Source organism: Microbulbifer aggregans, from assembly GCF_020524005.1.
Classification (GTDB): domain Bacteria; phylum Pseudomonadota; class Gammaproteobacteria; order Pseudomonadales; family Cellvibrionaceae; genus Microbulbifer; species Microbulbifer aggregans_A.
This window is the reverse complement of record NZ_JAIVKK010000005.1, coordinates 34,768-50,777: the sequence shown is the minus strand read 5'-3', so window position 1 is coordinate 50,777 and position 16,010 is coordinate 34,768. Positions and strand designations below refer to the sequence as shown.

Below are 16,010 nucleotides of genomic sequence, written 5' to 3'. Positions count from 1 at the left end.
ATTTAAGACCATAGGACAATGAAAGGAATTTCAAATGAAAGTCTCTCAGAAAACCCTCGCCGTACTTATTACTTTTTTCTGCCTGTTGGGTGGGGCGCAGCTCACTTTTGCTGAGGAAGCTGCAGATACAGTCGCGGCCGAAGCGGTCATGGTGGTCAACGTGAATAGTGCTTCTGCGGAAGAACTGTCTGATCACTTGATTGGCATAGGGCCTGCGCGAGCTGAGCTGATAGTAGAGTACCGGGAGCAGATTGGCGGTTTTACCGCAGTCGAACAGTTGCTCGATGTAAAAGGTATTGGGCTCGCGACGCTTGAGAAAAATAAAGATCGTATCCAGCTTTAAATAAAATCCGGGACAGCGCCAACAGGCGCTGTCTTTTTTTGTGTTCAAGTCGGTACGAGTGTGCCGAAAATATTATGGTTGCTCTGAGCTATGCGTTGGGTGGTTATAGGTAGTTCTGGCTATATCGGGTCCGCACTTTGTCGGTACCTGATTGGCGCCGGCCAAACTGTGGTGTCGGTTTCTCGCCGGGATTCTGCGCCCGCGGGATGTGAGCATTTCCAGGTTCGTGAGTTTACCGCCGACGCAATCGCGAAGGTTTTCACCACTGGCGATAAGGTGGTGTACACGGCGGGCGTGTCGTCGGCTGCTGTCTGCCGCAAGAAGCCTGCCTTGGCTGGCTGGCTGAACGGAGAACTGCCATCGAAACTGCTGGAGAGGGCCGATGCGGCCGGAGTTGAGTCATTTCTGTATTTGTCCAGTGTGAAGGCCCGTTGTGCGCCTTCGGGGGTTATTGCTGGTGAGGAGGCCGGATTTCCGGCGCAAGACGCTTATGGGGCCAGCAAGTGGCGGGCAGAGAAGTTGCTGTTAGCGCAGGGCGTATCCTGTCGATTGAATATTATCCGGCCGGCGGCGGTGTATGGCGGCCTGGCTGAGCACGACGGTGCTCCCGGGCAGGAGGCCTGGGCAAATAGCGAAAGACGAGCGAATAAGGTAGCTGGACTGATAAAAAACCTGGGGAAATGGTTGCCGAGAATTCCGGCGACGGGCTACCGGAGTTTTGTCTGCCTGTCTGACCTGGTGCAGGCGATATTGCTGGTTGGTGAGAGTGGTTGTAGTCGCGAAGTCTTTATCGTTGCTGAACCAGAATTTTATGATGCTGTTGCACTGGTTAAGGCGGTAAATGGTGTCAATATCCGGGGAAGTGCCGGACTATTGCGGCTGATACTGCTTCCTTTCCGGGTTATTCGGCGTACGGGCTTTGGCGCCCGTGTGTTAGAAATCGAAAAGAGTGAGCTGTATAGCGCCAGCCGTTTGAAAACGCTGCTGAACTGGCAGCCCCAAAGCCGATACCAGAATTTTCTTCGAGGTTGTTGATAGTGGATGTTTTGTACTTCTGGTTCGGCTTGTCGATATTGGCGGCAGTGATATGCCTGGTGTCGATGCAGTTTCTACTGGCGAGGATGGGGCAGTTTGCACTCGATGTCCCAAATCACCGTTCGTTACATGAGAAGCCGGTTCCAAGAACCGGAGGCTGGGCGATTTGGTTTGGGGTGTTCTCCGCTCTTTTGGTGAGCCCGCTATCGTTGAATGTGGGCGTGGCTGTCGCATTTGCTTCACTGTTGGCAGTTTCGGTGACCGATGATCTGCGTTCACTCTCGGCACGAGTCCGGTTTGCTGTGCAGCTGATTGCGGTTAGTAGCCTGGTGTTGTCGCTTTGGCCTGGGCTCGCTTGGTGGTTGGTGCCGGTTTTGGTTGTGAGTGGAGTTTGGGTGGTCAATCTCTACAACTTTATGGACGGGATGGATGGTTTTTCGGCCAGCATGACAATAATTGGCTTCGGCTCGCTGGCGATTATTTGTGCATATCGGGAATATTGGGACCTGGCTGGAATCTGTACGGTTGTGGCGGCCGCCACTTTGGTCTTTCTGTATTATAATTGGCCAGTTGCGCGAATCTTTATGGGGGATGCCGGCTCTACAACCGTAGGATTGGCTGCATTTGCTGTATCCATTTATGGTTGGAGCCGGGGGGCATTTCATCCAATAATTCCGTTGATTGTTTTTTCGCCATTTTGGCTGGACGCTACGTTTACTCTGTTGCGTCGAATATTTGCTGGTGAGCGCTGGTGGGAGGCGCATCGGCAGCATGTTTATCAGCGAATGGCGCTCAAGTATGGGGTTAAAAAAGCGCTTGTAGGCGAATTGAGCGTGATGGCGGGCACGGCAAGCGCTGCGACCATTTTGGTAATATGCGACATCGTATAGCGCTACGAGAGTTTTGGCTTGGGTAGGTAGATGCTTGGGGTCGGGTCGAACTCGGTAATTAAATTTGGGGGAAAGAGTGAAGCGCCTGCTTAGAGCTGCTCAAAAAAACTACAAGCCGGTCCTTATGCTGGTGTATGACCTGTTGATGCTGACGACAGCATTCATGCTCGCAATGACCCTGCGCTTCAACGGGGCCGGGCTGATTTCCGAGCCTGAGATGGCCCTGTGTCTGGGAATGACCCTCGTCTCCAGCAGCTTCATCTTTCTCCGCCTTGGGCTTTATCGCACCGTTATCCGTTATATGGGGCAGCAGGCTATCGTTGCTGTGCTGCAGGGTGTTACCGCCTCCGCTGTTGTTCTCGCCGTCGCTTCCTACCTGACCTACGCCGGGGTGCCACGCTCGGTGCCAGTCATTTATTGGTGTTTTGCGCTGATTACGGTCGGTGGTTCACGCTGGCTGGTGCGGCTCTACTATCAGATGGCGCTGGAAATTCACAAGACCAGGGTGGCCATTTATGGCGCCGGTACGGCTGGTCTGCAGCTCTACAAGGCCCTGGTGCATGGTGAAATGTACAAGACGGTGGCTTTCTTTGATGATAACGCCTCCAAGCAGAATACGTTGATAGACGGCGTACTTGTCTACAGCCCCGCAAATATCCATGAGGTGATTGCTGAGCGGGATATTGCCGAAGTACTGCTGGCAATGCCGGGGGTGCCCAAGCGTCGTCGGCGGGAAATTACCCGGAGCCTGCGTGAGCGCGGCCTGGTCGTTAAGGTGATTCCCGGTCTGGAAGAGTTGGTGGATAGTGCAGGGCGTGTTGCGGATGTTTCCCAGATCTATGAAAACATCCTGGGGCGGGCACCGGTGGAGCCGCAGAAGCAGCTGGTTTCGGCCTCGATCTCCGGTAAGGTTGTGCTGGTTACCGGTGCGGGCGGTTCGATCGGCTCGGAACTCTGCCGGCAGATTGTTCAGTGGGGGCCAGCGCAGTTGGTAATGCTGGAGGCGTCGGAATTTGCGCTGTATCAAATTGAGCGTGAATTGCGACAGCAGCAGCTGGATGAGAACTCCTCGGTGGAGGTGGTGCCTCTGCTGGGCGATGTTCGCGACAGAGCCCGTGTTGGCGAGATTATTGACTCTTTCAGGGTTCAAACGATTTATCACGCTGCGGCCTACAAGCATGTGCCGCTTGTGGAGCAGAATGTTTCCGTCGGGGCCGGGAATAACGTGCTCGGTACGCTTGCTGTGCTTGAGGCTGCTGAAGCCTATGGGGTTGAGCAGTTTGTTCTGGTTTCCACGGACAAAGCGGTGCGCCCGACCAATGTTATGGGTGCCACCAAGCGTTTTGCTGAGCTTGTCTGTCAGGATTTCGGGCGGCGCTTTGGGCGCATGCGTGTCTGTATGGTGCGCTTTGGTAATGTGCTGGGGTCGTCGGGTTCGGTGATTCCACTGTTTACCGATCAGATTAATGCCGGTGGTCCTGTTACTGTCACTCATCCGAAAGTGACCCGTTTTTTTATGACCATCCCGGAAGCGGCCCAGCTTGTTCTGCAGGCAGGCAGTATGGGGCGTAAGGGTGAAGTCTTTGTTCTGGATATGGGCGAACCGGTGAGGATTCTCGATATCGCCCGGCGCCTGATCCAGATTATGGGGCACACGGTAAGGGATGAGGCGAACCCTGATGGGGATATCGAAATTCAGATTACGGGTCTCCGCCCTGGTGAGAAGTTGTACGAAGAATTGTTGCTCGGCGATAAAGTTACCGGTACTGATCACCCGATGATTATGCGTGCAGAAGAAGAGCGTCTTTCTTCGGAGCGCTTACAGCAATTGATCAGAGAGCTGCGCTCTGCCTGCGAGCTGCATGATTGTGCCTCTGTGCATCGGCTTCTGATCGAGGCTGTTAAGGATTATGCGCCGAAGCAGGACTTGATCGACGCGGTCTGGTCTCAGGGAGGTGCTCAAGATGGGGTGCCTCTGTTAGAGGGGGCGGAAGTGCGCCGCTTACCTGTGCCTGCGGCCAACCGGGCGCAGAGAATAACTGGAGAGGCTCCACCGGTTTAGTTGCGTTGTGTTTGTTGGGGGCTCTCTGAAAGGGGGTGCCCTCCCGGCAGTGCTTGGTGGGGAGTGGCTTGGTGTAAAGTGATTTCGGGTATTTAAGGTTTTTTGACAGGCAAGAAAAAACCCGCGACCCTTTCGGGTGCGGGTTTTCTTATTTGGCTCCGCCTGCTGGGCTCGAACCAGCGACCCAATGATTAACAGTCATTTGCTCTACCAACTGAGCTAAGGCGGAACTGTAAGGTTGAGTGATAGTTGGTCTCACTCTAAATCGTTAGTCTTGCGGGAATGTTGGTTGCAAGGCTTAAAAATTTGGCTCCGCCTGCTGGGCTCGAACCAGCGACCCAATGATTAACAGTCATTTGCTCTACCAACTGAGCTAAGGCGGAACTACATCTTCCGGGTCGTTTGTGACGTCCCGTTCAGATGGCGCGTATCTTATATAGCACCTCGTAGCTGGTCAACCCCTTTATTCAAAATTAACTCATTGATTTTTCAGTGTTTATTTTCTCGCCGATACGCTGTCGACGAAAGGCAGTATTTGTCGTGCCATTGCCTGAACGCCTACAATTTCGATCCCTGAGGCAACATCGCCTTTACGAATTCTTTGGTGGATAGATATGGAATCACGCCCATTTCAGGTAGTCAGCAAATATGCGCCCGCCGGTGACCAGCCGGCCGCGATTGAAGCGCTGGTGGAAGGGATTGAGGATGGGTTGGCCCATCAGACACTTTTGGGTGTAACCGGGTCAGGCAAGACATTCACCATGGCCAATGTTATCGAACGTTTGCAGCGTCCGGCGATCGTTATGGCTCACAACAAAACGCTGGCGGCGCAGCTGTATGGGGAATTGAAGGAATTTTTTCCCAAAAATGCGGTGGAGTACTTCGTCTCCTATTACGATTACTACCAGCCCGAGGCGTATGTTCCTTCCTCCGATACCTTTATCGAAAAGGATGCGTCGGTGAACGAGCATATTGAGCAGATGCGGCTTTCCGCCACCAAGGCGCTGATCGAGCGCAAGGACGTTATCGTGGTCGCGACTGTTTCCGCGATTTACGGCCTTGGTGATCCGGATAAGTACCTGAAGATGGTGCTGCACCTGGATCGCGGTGACATCGTTGACCAGCGCACCATACTTCGCCGCCTGGCCGAGCTTCAGTACACCCGTAATGACGCAGATTTCCGTCGGGCAACCTACCGGGTGCGTGGCGATATCATTGATATTTACCCGGCGGACTCAGATCTGGAGGCCGTGCGCCTGTCGCTGTTCGATGAGGAAATCGAAGAGATCACCCTGTTTGACCCCCTCACCGGTGAAGTGCTCAAGAAAGTACCGCGGATCACTATCTTCCCGAAGTCCCACTATGTCACCCCGCGGGAAACCATTGTTGAGGCCATTGACGAGATCAAGGAGGAGTTGCGGGTAAGGCTGGAACAGCTGCGTGATAACAGCAAGCTGGTCGAGGCCCAGAGGCTCGAACAGCGTACTCGCTACGATCTGGAGATGATGCAGGAGCTCGGGTATTGCAACGGGGTGGAAAACTATTCCCGTTACCTGTCCGGGCGCGATGCCGGCCAGCCACCGCCCACGCTGTTTGATTACCTGCCTCCCGAGGCGCTGCTGTTTATCGACGAGAGCCACGTTACCGTGCCGCAAATCGGCGGCATGTATCGTGGAGACCGTTCGCGCAAGGAAACGCTGGTGGAATACGGTTTCCGCCTGCCCTCCGCACTGGATAATCGACCGCTCAAATTTGAAGAGTGGGAGCAGCTTTCGCCGCAAACCATTTTCGTTTCCGCGACCCCCGGCAAGTACGAGGGTGAGCATGCGGGCGCCGTGGTTGAGCAGGTAGTGCGGCCCACGGGGCTCGTAGACCCGATTGTGGAAGTGCGTCCGGCGGCGACCCAGGTGGATGACACCCTGTCTGAAATTCACCGTTGTGTTGATGCTGACCAGCGAGTGCTGATCACCGTTCTGACCAAGCGCATGGCGGAAGACCTGACTGAATACCTGCAGGACAGTGGTGTCAGGGTGCGTTACCTGCACTCGGATATCGACACGGTGGAGCGGGTGGAAATTATTCGCGACCTGCGTATCGGCGAGTTTGACGTGCTGGTCGGGATCAACCTGTTGCGGGAAGGCCTGGATATGCCGGAAGTCTCCCTGGTCGCTATTTTTGATGCGGACAAGGAGGGCTTTCTGCGCTCTGACCGCTCGCTGATCCAGACCATCGGACGCGCGGCGCGTAACCTGAATGGCCGGGCAATTCTCTATGCGGATCGTATTACTGACTCGATGCAGCGTGCGCTGGATGAAACCGAGCGGCGACGCGAGAAGCAGTTGGCCCACAATGCGGAGCACGGCATTACCCCGAAGGGGATTCGCAAGAGTGTGGCCGACATTATGGAAGGGGCGATCGCGCCCGGTGTTCCTGCTCGCGGAAAGCGCAAGGTGGCGGAGAAAGAGGGCGCATATGCGGCGGGTCAGAAACCGCTGTCTGACAAGCAGCGCTGGGCGAGGATCGAACAGCTGGAAGAGCAGATGTATAATCACGCCAAGAACCTGGAGTTCGAGGCTGCCGCCAAGTTGCGGGATGAAATTACGCAGCTGAAAGAGCAGAGCTGAGCCAGGTTGACTGCTATGTCGAACCCCCTGTTGTAAGCGTTGTATTCGAGGTACTTCCCATGGTTGAACTGCTTTCCCCGGCCGGCACGCTGAAAAGCATGCGTTACGCTTTTGCCTACGGTGCGGACGCGGTCTACGTTGGCCAGCCGCGCTACAGCCTGCGCGTGCGCAACAACGAGTTCAATAAGGTTGAAAACCTGGCCTCGGCGATTGAAGAGGCGCATGGCCTGGGCAAGAAGGTTTATGTCGCCAGCAACGTCGCGCCGCACAATGACAAGCTGCGCAGCTATATTCGCGATATGGAACCGGTGGTTGCGATGAAGCCGGATGCGCTGATCATGTCGGACCCCGGTTTGATCATGATGGTCCGTGAACACTTCCCGGATGTGCCGGTGCACCTTTCTGTACAGGCCAATGCGGTCAACTGGGCCACGGTCAAATTCTGGCACCAGCAGGGCCTGGAGCGGGTCATCCTGTCCCGCGAACTTTCCCTCGATGAAATTGAAGAGATCCGCCAGCGCTGCCCGGAAATGGAGCTCGAAGTCTTCGTTCATGGCGCCTTGTGCATGGCGTACTCCGGTCGCTGCCTGTTGTCCGGCTATATCAATCACCGGGATTCCAACCAGGGTGCCTGCACCAATGCGTGCCGTTGGGAATACAGTGCCCAGGAAGCCAAAGAAACAGAAACCGGAGACTTGGTGGTGAAGCATGCCGAGCCAGGGGCTGGCGAAGCTGTGCAGGTTCACCCGGAACCCATGTTACTGCGGGAAAAGAACCGTCCGGATGAACTGATCCCGGTGTATGAGGATGAGCACGGCACCTACATTATGAATTCCAAAGACCTGCGCGCGGTCCAGCATGTAAAGCGCCTGGTCGATATGGGAATTCATTCACTCAAGATCGAGGGGCGCACCAAATCCCACTATTACGTGGCGCGGACCGCACAGGTGTACCGTCAGGCGATTGACGATGCGGTGGCGGGGCGCGAGTTTGATTTCGGTCTGATGAATAGCCTGGAACACCTGGCTAACCGCGGATATACCGAAGGGTTTTACCGCCGGCATGTACCCAGTGAATTCCAGAATTATGAAAAAGGGGCATCCAGCAATACCAATCAGCAGTTTGTTGCTGAAGTGGTTTCGGTGGACGACAACTGGGTGCAGGTGGATGTAAAAAACCGCTTCGAGCGTGGCGACACGCTGGAGTTGATCACCCCGGAAGGTAATCACCGGTTCCGTCTGGAAGATATGCAGGGGTTGAAGGGGGAGGTGCTGGATGTGGCGCCAGGCTCCGGGCATTCCGTGCGCATTCCGCTGCCGGTGGACTTGTCTGCTGAGGCGGTCCGCTACGCCATGCTGATGCGGGATTTGAGTTGATCGTCAGCCTGGTACAGGCGTATTTGGCACAAGAAAAAGGGAGGCAATTGCCTCCCTTTTTCTTGTTGGGTTTTCGCCGGGTTTGCTGGCCGTCAGAATCATCCGGTTTTGACGGCCTGCTTGTCCGGGGAGGAGCTGTTGGCTGTGGCGGCGGTTCTTTTCATCAGTAACAGGCTGCCGATAATAATCGCCATGCCCACCAGGTGCATTGGGCCGAAGGGTTCGCCGAGGATCCACGCGGCGCCAAGCAGGGTGACAATCGGCCCGGTAGTGCCTATCGCGCCGGTAGTCGCCGACCCAATCTTCTGAATGGCGGCGCTCATCATGAGTGAGGGGATTACCGTGCATACAAACGCGACCGTAAGCGCGTAGCCGTAAACCGGCCAGGGCTGCATCAGGCGTGACAGGTCACCGCGGGCCAGGAAGTGAATGCAAATGGCAGCACTCGCCACGATCATGGCCAGCGCAGTGAATTGCCGGCTCCCCAGCGCTCGAATCACGTTCTCACTGAAGGCGACATAAATGGAGAACGACAGTGCGCTGCCAAATGTCAGCAGGGCGCCCCAGCTGGTGGGTGCCAGGCTGACCCAGTCGGGCGCGGCCACGCCGGTGCTGAAGCCCTGGTCCTGCCAGAAGATCAAAAGAATCCCGGCGTACGCACAGAGCACGCAGATCAGTTGGCGTGCGGAGATGGTTCGCTTCAGAAATACCCAGCCGAGAAATAAAACCATTGTCGGGTAAAGGTAAATAATCAGGCGTTCAAAATTAGCGCTGATATAGCGCAGCCCCTGTAAATCCAGGTAGCTGGCCAGGTAGTAGCTGCACAATCCCAGTGCAATTACTTGCAGTAGTGCTCGCCCGTTTACGGGCTTCCATTGCAGGCTCAGTCGCAGGCTGGCAAGGATCGCCAGGTAAAACGGCAGCGCCAGCAGCATGCGCAAAAGAATGAAGGTTTCGACATCCACGCCATGGCGGTACGCCAGCTTGATGAAAATCGCCTTGATTGAGAAGAGGGCGGCTGCGCCGAGGGCGAGCAGATATCCGTTCTGCCAAATAGCGGCAGGTTGTGAGGAGGGTTCCACGAAAATCCTTATTGGTGGGGGGTAAATCCGTTAACAGGCAGCTGATGATAGAGGCTGCAGGTCTTTATGCAACCGGCGTCGTATCGATTGGTACGCTGATGCGCGGTGTGGCCAGTGGGAGTGGGGTTACGGCAGGTCGTCGAACAGTAGACGTATTCCGGAGCTCCAGGCATTGCGCAGGCGTTGGAAATATTCGTCATTTTCCTGGATACGCTTACTGCTGAGTTCCAGGCTGTCGCAGCGGTAAGTCGCGATGTCCAGTGGCATGCCGACCGAGAGGTTGGAGTGCATGGTGGAATCGAAGGAGATCAGTGCGCATTTCGTCGCATGATCCAGGCTGGTGTCGAATCTGATAATGCGGTCGAGGATCGGCTTTCCGTATTTGGACTCGCCAATTTGCAGGTACGGTGTGTCCTCGGTGGCCTCGATAAAATTGCCTTCCGGGTAAATATGGAAAAGGCTCGGTGGTGCGCCCTGGATCTGCCCGCCGAACAGTACGTGGCAGCCAAAGTCCACCCCGGCGTTTTGTTGCCCGGCGGCGGTCTGGGCGATGATGGACTTTACCAGGTCGCCGACCAGTTCGGCGGCATCAAACAGGCTATGCGCGGCCAGCAGGTTAGCCTCTTCGTTATCGGCAATCTGCTGTTGCAGGCGATTGATCAGGTACTGGGAGGTGGCCAGGTTGCCAGAGGTCAGCAGGGCAAAGCAGCGCTCGCCGGCCTTCTGGAAAAGGTGCATTTTGCGAAAGCTGGCAATCTGGTCAACGCCGGCATTGGTGCGGGTGTCCGAGGCAAAAAGCAGCCCTTCTTTGAGCCGCATGGCGATACAGTACGTCATGAAATCCCTGTGCGCGTAAAGTCCGAACGGAAAATAGCACGGTGTATGGCGGTTGTCATCGCATGCTATTGCTGCTGGGCCTGCTCCGCCGACTGGCGCCGGTCCACCTGGTCCACCAGCGCGTATGCGCGCATATTCTCTTTGCCGCCACCCCAGCGCACCCCACGTACCGGAGACGCGTCCAGATAATCTACCCCGTGTGCCAGTTTCAGGTGATGGCTGTTGGTGGCCAGGCCGTTACTGACGTCGAAGCTGTACCAGGCGTTTTCAACCCATGCCTCAACCCAGGCGTGGCTGGCAATATGCTGGTCGTCACCTGCGTGGAGGTAGCCACTCACGTAGCGCGCGGGAATGCCCAGCCAGCGGCAGCAGGCAATAAAAATATGGCTGTGATCCTGGCACACGCCGAACCCCTGGGAGAAAGCTTCAGTGGCACTGCTTTGTACATGCGTAATACCGGGGCGGTAGGGGATGCGCGTGAGCAGTGCTGTCATCAGCTCAATCAGTTGTTCGCGTCCGGGCGTGTGGGCTGTGTTGCCGGTATCTGGTGAAAACCCCCGCGCAAATTCGCGCATGGCATCACTCATTTCGGTCAGCGGTGTAGTGCGTAAAAACACATCCGGTGGAACCCGGTTGTGTGTTTCCGGTACTTCCGTGTCGCTGATTTCTGCTGTGCCACTGGCGCGAATTGTAATACCGCGATGTGGTTGGTCGACCGTGCACACGTGCAGGATGTTGCCGTAGGCATCCATCGTTTTGTGAATAGATCCGGGGGCTTCCAGCTGCCAGTGCAGGATTTTTTGCCCGGCCAGCTCCGGTGGGGTCAGGCGCAGGTACTGAATGCTGTGGGTCACTTCCGTGTCATAGGAAAAACTCGTCACGTGATCGATACTGAGCTTCATGCGCCCTCCCAGTAGCTGCGGTGGATTTCATCGCCGATGGTGTGGATCCGCCGGAGTAGGTCGTTGAGATAATTCTGCAGTCCGAAGTCGAGAATGAACTCGACCTGGCCATATTCCAGGCGTGCGTGCAGCTCGGCACAAAGGCGCTTGGCCGCCAGGCCCTGATTGCCCTCGATTGCCGACAGAAGATTCATGATTGCGCCGACGCAGTAGCGCAGCGAGCGCGGCAGTTCCGCAGACAGGGTCAGCAGCTCGGTGACATTGCGCGCGGACAGGCCGCCGGTGTAGCTGTAATGGTAGGCCTCGTAGGCGCCGAGACTCTGCAGCAATGCGTTCCACTGGTAAAAATCGATCGCCTGGTTGTTGTCGCGCTGTGACGTCATCACTTCGAGTTTTACCCGCAGGATGCGCGCCGTGTTATCGGCGCGTTCGATGAAGGTGCCCAGGCGCATAAAGTGGAAAGCGTTGTTGTGCAGCATGGTGCCGTAGGCGGCGCCGCGGAATTCGTGGGAACGCTGCTTTACCCACTCGAGCAGCCCCTTGACGCCTTGATGGCTGATGCCCTTTTGGCGGCGGTGGCGCAATTCCAGCCAGGTGGTGTTGATGCTTTCCCAGGCCTCCGAGGAGAGATTGTCGCGCACGCTGTGGGCGTTGCCGCGCGCCGCCTGAATGCAGCTGTATATCGACCCCTCATTGAGCTCGTCAAACAGGAAGAAATCCATTAATGCATCGGCGCTCACCTGTTGGTGGCGCTCGTGGAACTGGTCCAGGCGGCCGGTAATGGTCAGTGGCGCGAGCAGCTCCTGGCGGCCGCCCTTGGAGTTCGGCATCAGTGCCATGTTGTGGGTGACGTCCAGCAGGCGGGTAATATTTTCCGCGCGCTCCAGGTTCCGTGCCATCCAGTAGATATTGCTTGCGGTGCGGCTCAGCATGGTGCGCCCTCCAATACCCAGGTGTCTTTGGTGCCGCCGCCCTGTGAGGAGTTGACCACCAGGGAGCCTTCCCGCAAAGCAACGCGGGTGAGCCCGCCGGGTACCATGCGGATTTCACGCCCGGTCAGAACAAAGGGGCGCAGGTCAATGTGTCGAGGGGCGATGCCTTCTTCCACCATGGTGGGGCAGGTGGACAGGCAAAGTGTGGGTTGGGCGATGTAGTTGGACGGGTTCTGCTTTAGAAGCTGGCGAAAATGTTCGATTTCACCGCGGCTCGCCTTGGGTCCGATCAGCATGCCATAGCCGCCGGCTCCGTGTACTTCCTTAACCACCAGTTGTTGGAGGTTTTCCAGCACGTAGGCCAGGTCATCCTCCTTGCGGCAGAGCCAGGTGGGTACGTTGTTCAGTATCGGTGTCTCATCCAGATAGAAACGGATCATGTCCGGCACGTAGGGGTAAATGGACTTGTCGTCTGCCACGCCCGTCCCCAGCGCGTTGGCGAGTACCACATTGCCGTCCCGGTAGGCGGAAAGCAGTCCGGGCACGCCGAGCATGGAATCCGGGTTGAATGCGAGCGGGTCCAGAAATGCATCGTCGATGCGACGGTAGATGACATGCACCTGGCGGGGGCCGGTGGTGGTGCGCATGTATACGCAGCTGTTGCGTACAAACAGATCCGCGCCCTCTACCAGGGGGACGCCCATTTGTTGCGCCAGAAACGCATGTTCGAAGAAGGCGCTATTGTAGCGGCCAGGGGTCAGTACCACCACGCAGGGGCTGTCGGCCTCACTGGCGCACTGCAGGGTGTCCAGCAGCAGGTTGGGGTAATGCTCCACCGGGGCCACGCTCTGTGCCAGAAACAGTTCCGGGAATAGCCGCATCATCATCTTGCGGTTCTCAAGCATGTACGACACGCCGGAAGGGGTGCGCAGGTTGTCTTCCAGAACGTAGTACTCGCCATCGCTGGCACGGATCAGGTCGACACCGGTAATGTGTGCGTAGGTTTCCCCCGGTAGGTCGACGCCCATCATGGCGACCTGGAATTGCTGGTTGGTCAGTACCTGCTCGGCGGGAATGATGCCGGCGCGCAGGATGTCCTGGTCGTGGTAGATATCGTGCAGGAAGCGGTTCAGGGCGGTTACCCGCTGGCGGAGCCCGAGTTCCAACTGTACCCATTCGCTGTGGGGAATGGCCCTGGGGATCAGGTCGAAGGGAATCAGTCGTTCTGTCCCTTCCTCTTCTCCGTACACATTGAAAGTAATGCCGAAGCGGCGGAAGAGGGTGTCTGCCTCGAGACGCTTCTGCTCCAGGCTGGCATCCGGTGTTTTTTGCAGCCAGTCGAGGTACGCCTGGTAGTGTGCCCTGGCGCCATCCCCGTGCAGCATCTCGTCAAAGACCTCGGGGCCGGGTATCTGGATCTTGGTCATCCCTGCATCCGTCTTATTGTTTTCAGGACTGTTTTAGGGAGAGAAGTGCAAGCACCGTGCCAGTGCTTGCGCCTCAAGGGGGCGCGTACAAATGCACAATAATTGCGTTTTTGGGCTGGTGAGGGCTGCGGGTGCGCCTTTTTGTGTTGCACCGCTCGCAATATCGCGCTTTAAAAGGCGTCAATTTGGCGCATCTATCGGCAGTTTGACTCTATTTTCGGCGGGAATTGCCGGTAAAATACACGTCGTGAAAAAACTCTTTTCGAGTTGTTGAATTACCCGGGGGGCGGTGCTAAAGTTCGCGTCCTCTGCAGCGGGGTGCACCCCCGGATGCCAGTCTTTAGACCCGTAGCTCAGTTGGTTAGAGCGCTGCCTTGACATGGCAGAGGTCAGCAGTTCGAGTCTGCTCGGGTCTACCAATTTCCAGTGAGTTGTTTCTACTAAAGTTGTCTCAGTTAGGCTGAAATAACTCGCTTTGGGCTTAACGCCCACCATCACCCATGAGAATCATGCGGTCTTTCGTAGGGATCGCCACTGATAGATAAGGAAGTACAATGCCTGTTGTCACCCTCCCTGACGGTTCCCGTCGCGAATTTTCCAACTCTGTTTCCGTGTTTGACGTCGCCAACGATATCGGCGCCGGTCTTGCCAAAGCTGCGCTTGCTGGCGTGGTGGACGGAAAAGAGGTGGATACCAGTTTTGTTATCGATCACGACGTAGAGCTCGCGATCGTTACCGACCGCCAGCCAGAAGGCCTGGAAGTCATCCGTCACTCCACCGCGCACTTGCTGGCCCAGGCGGTCAAGCAGCTGTATCCCGGTGCCCAGGTCACCATCGGCCCGGTCATTGATGACGGTTTCTACTACGATTTTGCCTACGAGCGTCAGTTCACCCCGGAAGATCTCGAGAAAATCGAGAAGCGTATGGAAGAACTGGCCAAGGAAGATATCCCGGTCAGCCGCCGCCTGTTGCCGCGCGACGATGCGGTGAAGTACTTCCGTGAAATGGGCGAGGAATACAAAGCGGAGATCATCGCCAGTATCCCGACCAACGAAGATATCTCCCTGTATCGCCAGGGCGACTTTGAAGACCTGTGCCGCGGCCCGCACGTGCCGTCCACCGGCAAGCTGAAGGCCTTCAAGCTGACCAAAGTTGCCGGGGCCTACTGGCGCGGCGACTCCAACAACGAAATGCTGACCCGTGTATACGGCACCGCCTGGGCCAACAAGAAAGAGCTCAAGGCCTACCTGCACCGTATCGAAGAGGCGGAAAAGCGCGATCACCGCAAGCTGGCGAAGAAGTTCGACCTGTTCCACATTCAGGAAGAAGCGCCGGGCATGGTGTTCTGGCACCCGAACGGCTGGACCGTCTACAGCACGGTTGAGCAGTACATGCGCCAGCGCCAGCGTGAGCGGGGCTACAATGAGATCAAGACCCCGCAGTTGGTGGACTTTTCTCTGTGGCAGAAGTCCGGTCACGCCGACAAATTTGGCGATGACATGTTCACCCTGACCAGTGAAGAGCGTCAGTTCGCGATCAAGCCGATGAACTGCCCCTGTCACGTACAGGTGTTCAACCAGGGCCTGCGCAGCTATCGCGACCTGCCGCTGCGCCTGGCGGAGTTCGGTTCCTGTCACCGCAGCGAGCCCTCTGGCTCCCTGCACGGCCTGATGCGTGTGCGTGGTTTCGTACAGGACGATGGTCACATCTTCTGTACCGAAGACCAGATTCAGTCCGAAGTGTCCGAATTCATGGACCTGCTGCACGCGGTCTACAAGGATTTCGGCTTCGAAGAGGTGATCTATCGCCTGTCTACCCGCCCTGAGCAGCGCGTCGGTTCCGACGAGAGCTGGGATAAGGCGGAAAAAGCGCTGGCAGATGCCCTGAACGCGGCGGATCTGCCGTGGGAAGAGCTGCCGGGTGAGGGTGCCTTCTACGGTCCCAAGATCGAATTCTCCCTGAAGGACTGCCTTGGCCGTGTATGGCAGTGCGGCACCATTCAGGTGGACTTCTCCATGCCGGGCCGCCTGGATGCACAGTATGTAGCGGAAGACGGCTCGCGCCAGACGCCGGTTATGCTGCACCGCGCGACTCTCGGGTCGTTCGAACGCTTCATGGGGATCCTGATCGAGCACTACGAAGGGGCTTTCCCCGCCTGGCTGGCGCCCCAGCAGGTTGCAGTGCTGAATATCACCGATCGCCAGGCCGATTATTGCCGAAATCTGCAAGATCAGCTGGGTGCGGAAGGTTTCCGTGCAGCAGCTGACTTGAGAAACGAAAAGATCGGATTTAAAATCCGCGAGCACACGCTACAGCGTGTCCCTTATCTGCTGGTCATCGGCGATAAGGAAGTGGAAAACCAAACGGTCGCCGTGCGGACACGCAGTGGTGAGGACCTCGGGACTATGACGTATGAGTCATTCCTTGAGCTCCTCCGCGAGGATGTAGCACGCCGCGGCCGTTCGTCTATTGCGGGCACTGAAGAGTAAGTGCCCCTAAT

At 56.7% G+C, this 16,010-nt stretch carries 12 protein-coding genes and 3 tRNA genes; 8 read left to right on the top strand and 7 right to left on the bottom strand.

Going from position 1 to position 16,010, the window contains the following annotated elements:
* The first annotated feature begins 34 nt into the window (after positions 1–34).
* From LC093_RS10780 to LC093_RS10765, 4 genes are all read left to right on the top strand, one after another.
* Complete coding sequence (locus LC093_RS10780; protein ID WP_226664794.1) at positions 35–343, top strand: ComEA family DNA-binding protein; 309 nt, start codon at positions 35–37, stop codon at positions 341–343.
* A 90-nt stretch (positions 344–433) separates the two neighbouring features.
* Complete coding sequence (locus tag LC093_RS10775; protein WP_226664793.1) at positions 434–1,378, top strand: NAD-dependent epimerase/dehydratase family protein; 945 nt, start codon at positions 434–436, stop codon at positions 1,376–1,378.
* Positions 1,379–1,380: 2 nt separating this feature from the next.
* Complete coding sequence (locus tag LC093_RS10770) at positions 1,381–2,268, top strand: MraY family glycosyltransferase (RefSeq protein ID WP_226664792.1); 888 nt, start codon at positions 1,381–1,383, stop codon at positions 2,266–2,268.
* 76 nt (positions 2,269–2,344) lie between these two features.
* On the top strand, positions 2,345–4,330 hold the full coding sequence (locus LC093_RS10765) for a polysaccharide biosynthesis protein (protein WP_226664791.1): 1,986 nt from the start codon (positions 2,345–2,347) through the stop codon (positions 4,328–4,330).
* A 153-nt stretch (positions 4,331–4,483) separates the two neighbouring features.
* Here the strand turns inward: LC093_RS10765 and LC093_RS10760 are convergent.
* Positions 4,484–4,559, bottom strand: a tRNA-Asn gene (locus LC093_RS10760).
* Between the two features lie 78 nt (positions 4,560–4,637).
* Positions 4,638–4,713, bottom strand: a tRNA-Asn gene (locus LC093_RS10755).
* 231 nt (positions 4,714–4,944) lie between these two features.
* On the opposite strand from LC093_RS10755, the gene uvrB reads away from it, so the two are divergent.
* The gene (uvrB, locus tag LC093_RS10750) at positions 4,945–6,954 is read left to right on the top strand and encodes an excinuclease ABC subunit UvrB (protein ID WP_226664790.1); all 2,010 of its coding nucleotides are present in this window, start codon (positions 4,945–4,947) and stop codon (positions 6,952–6,954) included.
* A gap of 59 nt (positions 6,955–7,013) precedes the next feature.
* Positions 7,014–8,330: a tRNA 5-hydroxyuridine modification protein YegQ gene (gene yegQ, locus LC093_RS10745; protein ID WP_226664789.1), complete on the top strand. Its 1,317-nt coding sequence runs from the start codon at positions 7,014–7,016 to the stop codon at positions 8,328–8,330.
* Positions 8,331–8,428: 98 nt separating this feature from the next.
* On the opposite strand, the gene LC093_RS10740 is transcribed toward yegQ, so the two are convergent.
* The 5 genes from LC093_RS10740 to LC093_RS10720 form a co-directional block, all read right to left on the bottom strand.
* On the bottom strand, positions 8,429–9,412 hold the full coding sequence (locus LC093_RS10740) for a DMT family transporter (protein ID WP_226664788.1): 984 nt from the start codon (positions 9,410–9,412) through the stop codon (positions 8,429–8,431).
* 126 nt (positions 9,413–9,538) lie between these two features.
* Positions 9,539–10,249, bottom strand: coding sequence for a proteasome-type protease (locus LC093_RS10735; protein WP_226664787.1), 711 nt, complete (start codon positions 10,247–10,249; stop codon positions 9,539–9,541).
* A gap of 65 nt (positions 10,250–10,314) precedes the next feature.
* A complete protein-coding gene (locus LC093_RS10730; protein ID WP_226664786.1) occupies positions 10,315–11,151 on the bottom strand; it encodes a transglutaminase family protein in 837 nt (278 codons plus the stop codon).
* On the bottom strand, positions 11,148–12,083 hold the full coding sequence (locus LC093_RS10725) for an alpha-E domain-containing protein (protein WP_226664785.1): 936 nt from the start codon (positions 12,081–12,083) through the stop codon (positions 11,148–11,150). Before LC093_RS10725 ends, LC093_RS10730 begins: the two co-directional genes overlap by 4 nt.
* A complete protein-coding gene (locus tag LC093_RS10720; RefSeq protein WP_226664784.1) occupies positions 12,077–13,510 on the bottom strand; it encodes a circularly permuted type 2 ATP-grasp protein in 1,434 nt (477 codons plus the stop codon). The genes LC093_RS10725 and LC093_RS10720 overlap by 7 nt, the downstream gene beginning before the upstream one ends.
* 342 nt (positions 13,511–13,852) lie before the next feature.
* On the opposite strand from LC093_RS10720, the gene LC093_RS10715 reads away from it, so the two are divergent.
* Both LC093_RS10715 and thrS read left to right on the top strand, forming a co-directional pair.
* Positions 13,853–13,929: transfer RNA gene (locus tag LC093_RS10715), tRNA-Val, on the top strand.
* Positions 13,930–14,064: 135 nt separating this feature from the next.
* Entirely contained in the window at positions 14,065–15,999 is a 1,935-nt protein-coding gene (gene thrS, locus LC093_RS10710) for a threonine--tRNA ligase (RefSeq protein ID WP_226664783.1), read from the top strand.
* Positions 16,000–16,010 lie beyond the last annotated feature (11 nt).

Bases quoted from the DNA above. Each gene is read 5' to 3' on its own strand.
- LC093_RS10720 (WP_226664784.1), bottom strand. From the start codon at position 13,510: ATGACCAAGATCCAGATACCCGGCCCCGAGGTCTTTGACGAGATGCTG.
- uvrB (WP_226664790.1), top strand. From the start codon at position 4,945: ATGGAATCACGCCCATTTCAGGTAGTCAGCAAATATGCGCCCGCCGGT.
- yegQ (WP_226664789.1), top strand. From the start codon at position 7,014: ATGGTTGAACTGCTTTCCCCGGCCGGCACGCTGAAAAGCATGCGTTAC.
- LC093_RS10775 (WP_226664793.1), top strand. From the start codon at position 434: ATGCGTTGGGTGGTTATAGGTAGTTCTGGCTATATCGGGTCCGCACTT.
- LC093_RS10730 (WP_226664786.1), bottom strand. From the start codon at position 11,151: ATGAAGCTCAGTATCGATCACGTGACGAGTTTTTCCTATGACACGGAA.
- LC093_RS10780 (WP_226664794.1), top strand. From the start codon at position 35: ATGAAAGTCTCTCAGAAAACCCTCGCCGTACTTATTACTTTTTTCTGC.
- LC093_RS10725 (WP_226664785.1), bottom strand. From the start codon at position 12,083: ATGCTGAGCCGCACCGCAAGCAATATCTACTGGATGGCACGGAACCTG.
- thrS (WP_226664783.1), top strand. From the start codon at position 14,065: ATGCCTGTTGTCACCCTCCCTGACGGTTCCCGTCGCGAATTTTCCAAC.
- LC093_RS10735 (WP_226664787.1), bottom strand. From the start codon at position 10,249: ATGACGTACTGTATCGCCATGCGGCTCAAAGAAGGGCTGCTTTTTGCC.